10 protein-coding genes are annotated in these 12,553 nt (G+C 56.5%); 3 read left to right on the top strand and 7 right to left on the bottom strand.

The features are described 5' to 3' along the window. Positions 1-61 precede the first annotated feature (61 nt). The 3 genes from mce to Poly41_RS05600 all read right to left on the bottom strand — a co-directional run bounded on the left by mce (position 62) and on the right by Poly41_RS05600 (position 4,021). Positions 62-472, bottom strand: a complete 411-nt coding sequence (gene mce / locus Poly41_RS05610) for a methylmalonyl-CoA epimerase (RefSeq protein WP_146524850.1) — start codon at positions 470-472, stop codon at positions 62-64. A gap of 279 nt (positions 473-751) precedes the next feature. Beyond that, on the bottom strand, positions 752-2,263 hold the full coding sequence (locus tag Poly41_RS05605; protein ID WP_146524849.1) for an NfeD family protein: 1,512 nt from the start codon (positions 2,261-2,263) through the stop codon (positions 752-754). Positions 2,264-2,419: 156 nt separating this feature from the next. Then, on the bottom strand, positions 2,420-4,021 hold the full coding sequence (locus Poly41_RS05600; protein WP_315853718.1) for a TrkH family potassium uptake protein: 1,602 nt from the start codon (positions 4,019-4,021) through the stop codon (positions 2,420-2,422). Between the two features lie 663 nt (positions 4,022-4,684). Here Poly41_RS05600 and Poly41_RS05595 point away from each other — a divergent pair. Together Poly41_RS05595 and Poly41_RS33840 are read left to right on the top strand one after the other, a co-directional pair. After that, a complete protein-coding gene (locus Poly41_RS05595; protein WP_146524847.1) occupies positions 4,685-6,484 on the top strand; it encodes a hypothetical protein in 1,800 nt (599 codons plus the stop codon). Between the two features lie 540 nt (positions 6,485-7,024). Continuing rightward, the gene (locus tag Poly41_RS33840; protein WP_197231081.1) at positions 7,025-8,599 is read left to right on the top strand and encodes a hypothetical protein; all 1,575 of its coding nucleotides are present in this window, start codon (positions 7,025-7,027) and stop codon (positions 8,597-8,599) included. 45 nt (positions 8,600-8,644) lie between these two features. Here Poly41_RS33840 and Poly41_RS05585 read toward each other — a convergent pair whose 3' ends face one another. Further along, on the bottom strand, positions 8,645-9,055 hold the full coding sequence (locus Poly41_RS05585) for a DUF4339 domain-containing protein (protein ID WP_146524846.1): 411 nt from the start codon (positions 9,053-9,055) through the stop codon (positions 8,645-8,647). 90 nt (positions 9,056-9,145) lie between these two features. After that, positions 9,146-9,811 carry a PH domain-containing protein gene (locus Poly41_RS05580; RefSeq protein ID WP_146524845.1) on the bottom strand — a complete coding sequence of 222 codons (666 nt, stop codon included), beginning with the start codon at positions 9,809-9,811 and terminating at the stop codon, positions 9,146-9,148. 77 nt (positions 9,812-9,888) lie between these two features. Here Poly41_RS05580 and nrdR point away from each other — a divergent pair, with 77 nt between their 5' ends. Continuing rightward, positions 9,889-10,359, top strand: coding sequence for a transcriptional regulator NrdR (gene nrdR, locus Poly41_RS05575; protein WP_146524844.1), 471 nt, complete (start codon positions 9,889-9,891; stop codon positions 10,357-10,359). Positions 10,360-10,734: 375 nt separating this feature from the next. On the opposite strand, the gene Poly41_RS05570 is transcribed toward nrdR, so the two are convergent. Together Poly41_RS05570 and Poly41_RS05565 are read right to left on the bottom strand one after the other, a co-directional pair. After that, positions 10,735-11,475 carry a response regulator transcription factor gene (locus Poly41_RS05570; RefSeq protein WP_146524843.1) on the bottom strand — a complete coding sequence of 247 codons (741 nt, stop codon included), beginning with the start codon at positions 11,473-11,475 and terminating at the stop codon, positions 10,735-10,737. After that, positions 11,472-12,428, bottom strand: a complete 957-nt coding sequence (locus tag Poly41_RS05565; protein ID WP_146524842.1) for a sensor histidine kinase — start codon at positions 12,426-12,428, stop codon at positions 11,472-11,474. The genes Poly41_RS05570 and Poly41_RS05565 overlap by 4 nt, the downstream gene beginning before the upstream one ends. Positions 12,429-12,553: the final 125 nt, after the last annotated feature.

Here is a 12,553-nt window from a genome sequence, read left to right as displayed (position 1 = left end):
GCAAGCAAGGTTCTCTTCAAACCGTTGCAACAGCGAAAAGCGGAACGCCAACCCAAAAAAACTAGTGAGCAGGCTGGCAAAGTTCCGTCAACACGCCGCAACTGCTCTTGGGGTGAACAAACGCGATTTGTGCTTTGTGAGCCCCCGGACGTGGGGTCTCGTCAATCATGCGAATGCCGCCTTCTTTGTACTCGGCAATCCGAGCTTGGATATCGTCGACGGTGAAGGCCAAGTGATGCAAGCCCTCGCCCCGTTTTTCGATGAACTTCGCAATCGCGCTCTCGGGATCGGTCGGTTCGAGCAGTTCCAATCGAACGTCGTTGATCAAGTAGAATGCGACGCGAACTTTTTGGCTCGGTACGTCTTCGGTCCCTTCATATTCGGCGCCGAGCGTTCCCTCGTAGAACGAACGTTGAGCGTCGAGCGAACGGACGGCGATGCCGACATGATTGAGTGATTTGACGGGCGTCATTTATGGATCTCCGGTGATGGATCAAGAGGGCGAAGTCGGCGTTGGAGATCAGGCTTTCACCTGCATCCGCTTGGCGAACAGCAAGAGCAGCCCAGAGGCTGAACTCCAACAAAGTCTAGCCGTTATACCGAAGCGTGTGCAGAACCCCAACCGAGGGCGACAATATGCCTAAAGCAGGAAAAGTGGGGGGCACTTAAGTGGGCCTAGAGAAGCCCGAAGGTCGCATCGACAACCGTTGAGAAATCGGGAGTCCGCCTATGCTGCGGTTCGCGCGGATCCCTACACCGCCCGTACGATCACTTTGGCGCCCTGCTTGCCAACCACTTTGACTTGAGTCCCCGTCTCAATGAAGTCGCCTTCGGTGACGACGTCCACCGTGAAGTCGTTGTCGACTTGAATGCGGCCACCGGGACGCAGTGGCGAAACCGCTTCACCGAAGCTGCCAATCTCGACGCGTTGCCATCCCGGCAGCGATGCAGCATTGGCCGCATCTGCAACGGAAATGCCATCGATCGCAATCGTTGGCTTCAGCGTCAACCGACCGAGCCCCGGGATCTCACCGATGTATTGGGCGATAAACAGCAGCGCCAACAGAAACACCGCGAACGCGCTCAATACCGTCAAAACGTCCATCCCAAGACCCGTCAGCTCTTCGCTGTTTTGCGGCAACACAAAACGACGTGACGCCATCACCAACGATCCAAGCATCAACACAATGCCGCCGACACCCGCGATCCCAAATCCTGGAATCACGAACAATTCCGCACCGATAAACAGAACCCCGACGAGGAACAACGTCACCTCGAGCCATCCGGAGGTGCCACCGAGAAAACGGCTCCAAAAGAACAGCCCAAAACAGAGTACGGACGTCAGCCCGCCGACCCCCAAACCTGGAGCACTCAATTCCACCACCAACGCGACTAAACCAATCACGATCAACAGGAAGGTGACAAAACCGGAATTCAGTATGAAGACAAGTGTATCCACCCACGATCGTTCAATGACAGGAATCGGCTCGGACACGTTCAGCGCCGCCGCAAGCTCGTCCCGACTCTCGATGGTTTGATCGGCGATGCCCAACTCCACCGCTCGGCGTCCATTGGCGGTAAAGAACATCTCTTTGCCGGCTTCGCGAACCGGCGGACCCTTGTTCCACTCGTCCTGGTCCTCCATTGCGACCCATTCCTTGTCGCTGAAGTAGCGCACCGTTCCGTCTTCTTTGTAGGTCGCTTTGAACACCACCATGTCTTTGTCGGTCATCTTCTCCGCCAATGCCATCGGCCGTCCTGTCGCAGCGGCGGTGTCGCGGACCTTTTGCGCAAGCACACTGCGGCTTTTCGCCTCGGTGTAGCGAAAGGCACCGTCGGCTCCCATCACAATCTCACCGGCGTCCCCCATCCGGGCATCGGGAGCCATCAGGATGCGGTCACAGGACAACGCGAACAATGCCGCCCCGCTGATTGCATCCTTTTCGATCCATGCGACCGTTTCGACCTTCTTGGCATCGAGCACCATGTCCATCAACTCGAACGTCACCGTGGTGAAACCGCCGGGGCTATTGATATCAAAGATCACGACATCGACGCCGGACTCGACCGCTTCGTCGAATTTCCGTTCCAATAGCGCCCCGCTGAGCGGATTGATGTCTTCGTGCAGCGGGATGATCACCGCACGACGAGAGGGCTGGGGCGGTTGATCCCTCTCCGCACGATCATCTTGGCCAACGCAGCTGACGACCGCCAAACGGATCGCCAACAGGATCGAAAGGGGAAAGAGGTATCGTCCACGCATGGTTCGTTCCTGGGAATCTCGGTCGTGGTAAGGAAGAGTGGGCGCTGGCATTCCGGCTTTGACCGGTGATCGGCCATACGGAGCTTCGATCCCAGCATTCTACCAGCGCCGCCGAAGTCGCTGAGACTTGGGCCACCTCCTTGGCCGAAATGCGAATCAAATCCGGCGCCAAAAACCTGGGAAAATCAGCACGAGCACACTAAAAACCTCTACACGCCCGAGCATCATGAGCCAAACAAACAGCAATTTCGCGCCCTGGCTGAACCGAGCATAGTTTTGGGTCGCCCCAACCACACCGAGTCCTGGACCGATATTGTTGAGCGTTGCCGCAACGGCACTTGCCGAATCGAGCAGTTTTTCGTCCAGCGTCCCGTGGTCCATCAATGCTTCGATCTCCTGTTTCGACTGCTCGATCCGGTCCACCGCCTCTTGGGGCTGCGTTTCTTCGTACTCCGCGATCGCTTCCTCGGCCACCACGCCCCACGTGCTGCTCGGTTCGAAGGTGATCAGAATCAGCCAGGAGAAGACAAAGATTGCCAAAATCATTGAAAAGTAAACGACAATCCCATGGGCCAAGTTGGGATCATCGACGGTCGCCCCGCCAACGCGAAGCGGGCGGACGACACGCGGTCGATGAGCTTTCTCAATCTCTTGGCGAAGGATCTTATAAAACAGAATGTGACGAATCACCTTCAACCCGCCACCGGTGCTGCCGGCACATCCACCGACGAACATCAAGAGCAACAAGATCCCGCGACCAAAGTTGTTCCATCCATCAAAGTCGGCGGTGCCATAGCCAGTCGTCGTGATCACCGAGACCACTTGGAACAAACCGTAGCGCACGGAACTGGCGATCGAACCAAAACCAACATCTTCCGCCTGCATCCCAAAGAAGACGACTCCCGCCGTGACGGCGGCGATGAATCCAAGAAACGTTCGAAACTCGACATCGCGAAACAGCTTTTTGGGTCCACCGAGCAGTGTCAGGTAAAGCACCGTGAAGTTGGTTCCCGCCAGAATCATGAACACGATCGTGGTGTATTCGATCGTGACACTTTCGAAACGACCGAGGCTGCGGTTGTAAGTGCTAAAACCGCCCGTAGCCATCGTTCCAAAGGCATGGCACAACGAATCGAAGGGCGACATGCCTTCGAGGAAATAGATGACCGTCAAAATCACGTTGAGCGCCACGTAGATCGCGGCAAAGACAAGCGCCGTGTGCTGCATCCGCGGCATACTGCCTTCTTTGGTCGGTCCCGGCATCTCGGCGCGCATCATCGCTTTGCCTGCCGACCCTTGACCGAGGATCGCGACGAACAACACCACAATGCCGAGCCCACCGAGAAAGTGGGTCCACGATCGCCAGAACAAGATACAGTGAGGAACCAACTCGGGCGTTTCCAAATCGGTTAACACCGTGGCACCGGTCGTGCTAAAGCCCGATTGCGATTCGAACATCGCTTCGACGAACGTAATCGGTTGGCCGGCGGCGATTTGCGTCCCGCTTAAATAAAACGGCAGCGCCCCAAGCATGGTGGCCAACACCCAGCTGAGACCCACGATGGCCATCGCCTCTTTTTGATACAACGGCCCACCACGATGTCGGCGTCCAATCAGCAACAACACCGCCCCGGCAACCATGCTGATGACCATGCTCATCAGCAACCCTCGGATCGCCTGCGCCTCCATCGCTGTCGCGGCAGGCAAGTAAGTCCGATCCGCAAGCGTCGGGAACGCGAACGGCAAGCAAAAGCTCATCGAACCGCCAATCAGCAGACAAATGGAACCAAGCACTCGGAACAGCAGCGGATAATTCAAAACAGCCCGTTTGACTTGCGAGAGGAACGTGGGAACAGGAAAGGCGGTCCGCGTCGAGAACCCGACGAGTTTTACTCGAAGAAATGGCTGCTGTCAGCGGATCACCCAACCGTTGAGGCTGTGAATTCTTGAACTCCGGCGCAATCCTTCTTGAGCGGCAACCCGCCAGCGGCCGTTTTTTGCTGGAATACATGCGCTCGGAGAGCGGGTGGTTCGCATCAAAACCGCTCCGCTGAAAAAACTCAGAGCCCCGTTGGCCCACAAAATGCATCTGACTTTCATCGTCGACGGCTCTAAAGCCGGTCGATTGGTTTGCCAGGATTCGAGTTCGGCGACAAAGTGCCGTGGCCGTTTTTCCCCAAAACGGCCACATTTTGAGACTTCGTTGACGCATTCGATCCGGCAAATGGGCTTGATGCGGGGGGCGGGCGCACGAGGCGCGTCCGCCGCCCGCATTGCCTCATCTTGCTTGGTTCGTTTTGCACCATCTGTTGAGAATTGCAACAGGGTGTGCCCCCGCCCCCAAGTGCGACGGCCCCCAAGTGCGACGGCGCGGTACGATGGATGGCATCGGCCCCTTCCCAAAGAATGCCCGAGCCATCCATGCCTGCTTCACCGACCGAAACGATTGCAGACCTGATCGATCGACTCGGTGAGCCTCCGGAATCGGTCGTCGATACTTGGTGCGACCAACTTCGCGACGCGGCGATCGATTGGGAAAAACACCACGACGAGGCGTTTCCCCCGATCGACTTGTCGCTATGGTCCATCGGGACGCAAGGAGAACTTTGCTACCAATCTGCGTGCTATCCTTGCCCATCGGCCCCCCGCTCAACGCTCTCGATCCGTGGCTCCAGCCGAGCACAAATCGCATCCTTCCGCGCAGCGGTGCTTGCCAGCACGGCCGCAGACAACGTCCCCCAACCGACCGAAATCGCTGCAGCAAAGCCCGGCTTTGATTCTGCCGATGCCGCCACAGGGGTCGCGGATCTTTCACCCCCCCAAAAGGTCCTTGCGGCAAAGCGACGATGGGTGGTCGCGGCATCGCTGCTGATCGTTGGCGGCGTGGTCGTGACGATACTCAAAACGCGGGTACCTTCGGAACGTTCCGCTCGCGCGACCCCCAGCCCGTTTCCCTCGTCACAAGCTTCGCAATCCCTTCCCACCCAAACAGCAGATCCTATCGCGAGTGACGACCTTACGATGCGACTGGAAACGTTTGACTCCAAGCCGCTCGACCCAAACGGCTCCGAGCCGTTGATCGATCTACAGCCGATCCTATCGATCGAGAATCTGTTGCCGGCAGTTTCCAGTCCGCTCGATCGAGAGACGGATGTTGAAAAATACTTGCTCCGTGCGACGGAACACGAAATCAGCGCCGATGTCGATGCGAAACCTGCCACGGCTTTCCGCGCGGATTCGGACGCCGAGGTAACGGAAACGCCCCAATCCATTCGTATCGCAGCGGTCGCAGCGGTGGCGTTGCCCGAGGCAACGGACGAAAACAAGAGGGCAAGAATCGGCCACCTTTCGCCCAACACGCTATCGCTGCAATTCCCGATCGATGTCGCCGTGGAATTGAACAACGACGAATCGGCTGGCCATCATGTGATCCATGATTGTCGCCGGAAACTCGAAATCGCCTCATTGACTCGCGACCAACAAGAACTCGTGTTTGGTTGGTCGCCCCAGGCCAAAGACAGTACCGTGGCCGCACTGCTGCAGCATGGCCGTTTGCGAGATGAACACGGCAACGCCGCCTACCTACGAGCGGGAATCGAGGCCGATCCGTGGTCAATGGTGTTTGACCAATCCGATTACCGGCCGAGCTGGGACTTAGGCGCAGCGGTGCTGCCCCAAGTGACTCGGTTGTCGTTGCAATTGGATCTACCTGAGACGATCGAACTTGGATGGATGGAACCGCCCAAGCCGGACCATCTACGTCGGGCTCGATCGTTGGCGGTGTTGTCAAACCCGGAGTTTGAGCAGGTGCAAATCGCAATCCTGTTCAACGTCCACTGCACCCGCAAATTGTCGTGCGAGATCCGCCACGCCGCTCGGCTCGACCCTTCCTTGCCTTGGCAAACGTTTACCGAACCCGGAATCCAGCGGCTGGCAAACCAATTGCTTGCTCGCAATGACCAATTTGCTCGGCTACAAGACCAAATCGAAGCATGGTACGAACACGCCGATTCGACACAGCGTCGTCAGCTGAGAACGCAACGAGACCAATTGAAGTCATCGATCGAATGGAGCGAAACGCTGTCCACGCGCGTGGCGCAGTTGCAGACGATGGTTGCCGAGCTAAAACAGGACGGCAAGATCCGCTGCGAGCTCTACGTCCGCTGGCCCGACGGCGACCAGCCGCTGCTGACGATGCCAGAAGGTGGGAATCGGGAATAGGTTGACTTGGATTCCTCCTGTCACCTGTCACCTGTCACCTGTCACCTGTCATCTGTCACCTGTCATCTGTCATCTGTCATCTGTCATCTGTCATCTGTCATCTGTCATCTGTCATCTGTCATCTGTCATCTGGCCTTCCCTACAACTCGCCTTGCTCTCCTCATTTGCCACGCCGGAAACTTTTCCTACTCGGATCGAGCGGAATAACCAAATCTTGGCGGCAGGTTGTGCCGATAAATCCGCGTGAAGGAGTTGTGCCGAACGATGGGAACGTACGTTTTTTATCGCTTTGGCCGCCATGCCGCTTGGCAAGGTGACACCTTCAGAGCCAAACAGAGGGGGAAAAGGGGAACCAAAGTGGGCGATTCGTTTCGGCGAACGCTTGAACGCTTTGGTTTTCCAGAGGCTTTCGCCGCAAGGGTCGCGGAGAGAAAGTCATCGAATGCATGCGGAAAGCGGCTTTCCGTATCAGTGCAATCGTTCCCGCTCTTGAACCACCGGCCGATAGCGAGGCGGCGTGACGCCGCGGAGACGTTTGCAATGCACCGAATGATTCCACCGAAATCGACTTGCCTGACACTTATTGCCACAGCGGTCCTTGCGATCTACGCTGGCTTGCCACCCGCGCATGCCCAGCCGCCGCGAGTCGTTCATGCAGACGCCGACTATGAGGGAAGCGGCTACGTGACCCCGGCGGGCATGGTTCCTCCACAAATGTACCAAGGCCCCGTGATGCCCGTGGGCTACAACGGCGGCGGTTGCAGCACGGGCAACTGTGGTAGCCCCGTTGCTTATGGCGATCCCAATGTCTATGGGGACATGAGCGGATACGGCGCGATGCCTTATGGCGACACCGGCTACGGCTGTGATCGTTGTGGCAGTGGCTGCGATGGGCTCGGATGTGGTGGCCGATGCGGTTGCCTGAGTTGCCGAGTCCTCGGCGAAGGCGGTTTGCTCGGTCGTCTTGGCTGTGCTTCGGACGGTTGCGGCGGGTGTGCCCAAGAAGGCTGCCCAAGCTGTGGTGGCCTGTCGAATCTCCGGCACATGTGCTTGTTTTGCCAAGGGGATGGATGCAGTGCCTGCCAATTCCTTGGCCGCGGCTATTTGCTAGGCTGCTTGGCCAATCTCGCTCCTTATCAAGATGCGGGTCGGTGTGCACTTCGTTGGTACGACTTGTCCGCCGAAGCCTTGTTCTTGGGACACGGCAGCGGTGGCAGCGGCCGCGACGTCACCTCGCTGGGGATCAATGGCCCACGTGTTTTGAGCCTCGATGACGCCGACGGTGGTGACCTCGAAGCAGGGATGCGTCTTTCGGCGGCGATGATCTTCGGTGCCGGCGGCAACCTCGAGTTCACCTACATGGGCGGACAAGATTGGGGCGGCAGTGCGAGTGTTTCGGACCCCAACGCGGGCTTGTTCTCGTACATCAGTGCATTCGGCACCGACCCCAACAACGGTTACGATGATACCGACCGCTCGCTGGTTCAATCCATTAACGTCGAAAGCGACTTCGATAGTTTTGAATTGAATTATCGTCGACGTACCATGGGCCCTTACTGCCGCTTCCAAGGTTCATGGTTGGTCGGTCTTCGGCACCTACGCTACACCGACGGACTGATCTATTCGGCACTCGGCGAAAACAACAACACCGTCAACGCCAACTTGCCACGATACTTTTCATCCAACGATCGCAACAAGAACCGATTGTTCGGCCCTCAAGCGGGTTTCGACGTCTGGTACAACCTGGTTGCCGGTGTGAACCTTGGTTTCGGAGCCAAGTTGGCATGGATGCAAAACGATATCGAGCGTCGCACCGTCTTGACCGCCAACTCGCTTAATCCTGTCGCAACACCGGGAACGGTCGTGATCGATGACACCGAACGCGACACGACCGTGATGGGCGAGTTGGAAGCCACGTTGTTGTACCGATTGACCCACTCATGGACCGTTCGAAGTTCGTATTACTTGATCGCAGTCGAAGACGTCAACTACGGCGGCTTGGACGACACCTCGATCAACAACTTTGTCAACGCAAACCCGGTTGGTCAGCCAAGCTACGACTACGACAGTTTGACCATCCAAGGTTTTTCGGTCGGTGCTGAGTACATCTGGTAGCTCGCACAGCGATCTCCGATGAGCTTTTTCGAGGGGACAGGTTGATTAGCCTGTCCCTTCTTCGTTTTCTTCGTCGCGGCGAAGCATCTTGCTTTTGAGCCACTGTTGGACCGATTTCCCTGGCTGGTCAACCTTCGATCGTTTCGCTCCGCCAGCGATCGTGTTCTCGGTGATCTTCGTCAACGCGCGATGAATCTCGCGGCCACAATAGGCACACACCACGGGCGGTTCGTGGACCGGTCGTTCGCATTGCGGACAAAAATACTCGATCGTCGGCCGCATGGCTGCTTCAAAGAGCCCCCCCACCTCGGACGCGCTGAACCAAGCCGAATCGCCTTTGCGAATTTGCGTTTCCGGTGTGACATCGCCGCTACGAACCATCTTCAACAATTCAACAGGCCGAAGGGGACCGATGTCCTCGACCGTGTCTGACTGCTGGATATACCATTCGGCCACGCCGATTCCCTCTCAACCAGACTCAGAAAAAAGAACTGCCGTCAAGCGAATCGCTCGACGAAAAATCGGGCTTCCGCCCCAGAATCGCTATTATATCGACTCGATGTGCAAACTGCGACGTCGGCGCTCTTTTCGCCGAATGTCGTCAATCAGCCCCGCCACCTCGCTGACGTTGGAAATGCCCAACATCGAAAGTTCCGGATGCGTGCGATCGCTGCCGGTCAAGCGAATCGTGCCCACCCCGAACATACGCTGAACCGGGCCTTGCGTGAAGCTGACATCATCAATGTCGATCACTTCGATTCGGTCGGTTCGCTGCGTGATGATCCCGGTTTTGTGAATAAAACGCTGCGTCGTCAATTGGTAATGGAACCCTAGCCGACGCCACGCATAGATCAAAACCCCGATCACCCAGATCAAGATCAAGAGCACTCCGGACAACCACAGCGGGAAGGAACTCACGAAAAACGGCAGCATCAGGACCACGATCGAGGCGGCGACCATGGCGATCCAGGACCCCAACATCGCTTTGGAGCTGTACCGTCCACTCCAAAGGTTCTCTTCGGGCTCATAGTCGTCCAGATCGGACTGTTTCGAAGCAACGTGTTGACGAAACTTTGAGGCAGCCGATTCCTCCGCATTCGCGGGCGTCCCCGTGGAAGAAACCGGTTCGTCTGAACCGTGTTGCTTCGAACCGTGTTGCTTCGCAGAATCATCGCTACCGGCTTCGTCCTTTGCTTGTTCCGAATTCGACATGGATTGTTTTCCTTTCAATTGGTTGAGTTATCCGATAATATACTGGCCCAGCCGCTTCCCGTCATCGAACCACCATCATGCGATGCCCCTACTGTCACGTTGACAATGACCGTGTCCTCGACACTCGAGCGGCCGAGGGCGGCTACATGGTTCGACGCAAACGGATCTGTTCGTCCTGCCATCGGCGGTTTTCGACGCTCGAAAAATTGGAACAACTGAACGTTCGGGTCGTCAAAAGCGACCAGACACGCGAACCGCTTGACCGCGAAAAAATCCGCCGCGGTGTCGAACGCGCCTGTTCCAAACGCCCCATTCAGAGCTCGAAAATCGAGCAGGTGGTCCAAAGCATCGAGGCCGAAATTTACGAATCCTTCGATTCCGAAGTCACCGCCGCACAGATTGGTGATATCGTGCTGCGGCATCTCGCCGATTTAGACGAGGTCGCTTACATCCGATTTGCCAGTGTTTACCGCGAATTCGATGACGCCAACGACTTCATTCGAGCCATTTCCAAGATTGTAGGCCCCAAATCGAACGAAAAAGGCTGATCTCTTTTTCTAAGAAAACTCGTCTTGACCGAACCCGACGGTTGCCCCTATTCTTCGCCCATCGCTGAGCAACAGTCATCTGAAGCAAAGCGTATGGCACTGCAAAACTGAGACGATCCTGCATTGGCCCCATGATTGGGTGCTGCGGAACGCGTCGAATTGAAAACACATGGAAGTGGGCTTGCGTCGGCGGCTTTGGTTTTGCAATGTAAGCGTTCGGTCGGTCGACACAAGGATGTGTCCGACCCGATCGAGCCAACCATCCTTGACTCCCTATGAGCCAAACCACCGGCTCCCGGAACAGAAGCGCGTTGTCCTCCGCCCCCCTAGGATTACGTACTTTCCGGGAGCTTTTTTTATGCGCCTTGCCGCGATTTAGTTCGGGCGGGCAGGGCTGTCGGCAACAAACCGGTAACCCGCATCTCGAATCGTCAACAAATGCACGGGGCTACTCGGTTCCACTTCGATGATCTTCCGCAATCTCGCAATGAATTGATCCACCGCTCGCGTTTGCAAATTTCCAGAGACGCCCCAAACCTCACTCAACAATTCGTTACGGCTAATCACCCGATTCGGATTCTCGACAAAGTACCGCAGCAGCTTCAGTTCCTTGGGAGTCATCCGCACCGTCGCGCCTGACACGATCACTTCGTGGGTTTCGAAATCCACTTTGACCTCGCCAAATTGAAACTGGTCGACCACCGGACGAGGCTTCTTGATCGCAACGTTTCCGGCTTCGCGCCCCGAGATCTGCAGCAGGTTCTTGATCCGGCTCAGCAATTCGTCCAACTCAAACGGCTTGCTCATGTATTGATTCGCGCCCACGTCGAAGCCGCGTGTGCGATCTTCGGCGAGCGTCCGAGCCGACAACATCAAAACGGGGATCACCAAGCCCTGACTTCGGATCGATTCGCAAACGGAGTAGCCGCTCATTCCGGGCAACATGAGATCGAGCACAATCAGATCGATCGAAACGCTCGCCGAATCGACCAATCGAAGTGCGGTGGGACCGTCCTCGACCAGGGTGACACGATAATTCTCTGCTTCGAGGTTGTATTTGATGCCAACACCAAGGTGTTTTTCGTCTTCAACCACCAGGATATGCGGTCTCGTCATGATTTCGGTTTCTCGCTCTTCGGAAGGTCGGTTTCGGTCGGCACGACCCCACCAAGCGTGACGACAAATTCAGTTCCCGTCCCTTGTTGTCGATCCATGATCCGCACAATCCCCCCCACCGCTTTGGTGACGTTGCGGACCAAATGCAAACCGAGCCCGGTGCCCGGACGGCTCCGTTCGAGCTCATTGCCCAACCGGACAAATCGACCAAACACTTTCCGTTTCTGGTTCGCAGGAATTCCGGCCCCGTTGTCGATCACCGAAACGGTCACTTGGTGATCATCGATCGTTTCCGCCCGAATCTTCACGCTGGGGGGTGTCCCTCCATACTTGACGGCATTATCGATCAAATTTCGAAACAAAATTTCCAATTGAACGGGCTGACTCCGCACGGTAAGGGGCTCACACGTGACTTCAATCGTCTCGTCGGGCACGTGATACCGCAAGCAGGCTGCGGAACTGCATTGGGCCAACAGCTGATCGAGCCGGATCGGCTCTTTCTCCATCGATTCGGTGCCCCGTTCGATCCGAGCGGCGTCGAGTAAATGGTTGATCAGTGAATCGAGTCGTTCAACGTCCTCGAGCATGAAACGATGAAAATCCTTCTGCTGCTGTTCGTCCACATTGCGGCGGGCCAGTGTTTGCAAGTACAGCTTCAGCGACGCGATCGGGCTTTTCAATTCGTGCGTGACCGCATCGATAAAATTCGATTGGCGCCGGTTGAGATTGAAGGCCTTGACCGTCAACGTCAAATAAGCAATCACCCCGGCCAACATCGCCGCCAACATCACCGACCCCGTCGCCAAAATCGTGTAGTACACAGGCGCGGACGCCTGTTCACCGCGGGCGATCAGCCAGTTGCCGAGAATCCAGACGACCGTCAACACGACCACAATCAGGATCATGACCACACCGAGCGTGATCGGTGCAGTCAAAGAACGGCGTTCAAACATGGGAAATAGCCCAAAAAACGGTTAAAATGGGAAACGAGCTCCGCCGAAAAAAAAGCACAATCGCTGCGGCTTCCCGACAGCGAAAAGTCGGCAGCAACTCATTTTTCTGGAGCACAAAGGGAATT

Origin of the sequence: Novipirellula artificiosorum (assembly GCF_007860135.1) — a bacterium.
Lineage (GTDB): Bacteria > Planctomycetota > Planctomycetia > Pirellulales > Pirellulaceae > Novipirellula_A > Novipirellula_A artificiosorum.
This window is presented reverse-complemented; position numbering and strand designations above follow the sequence as displayed.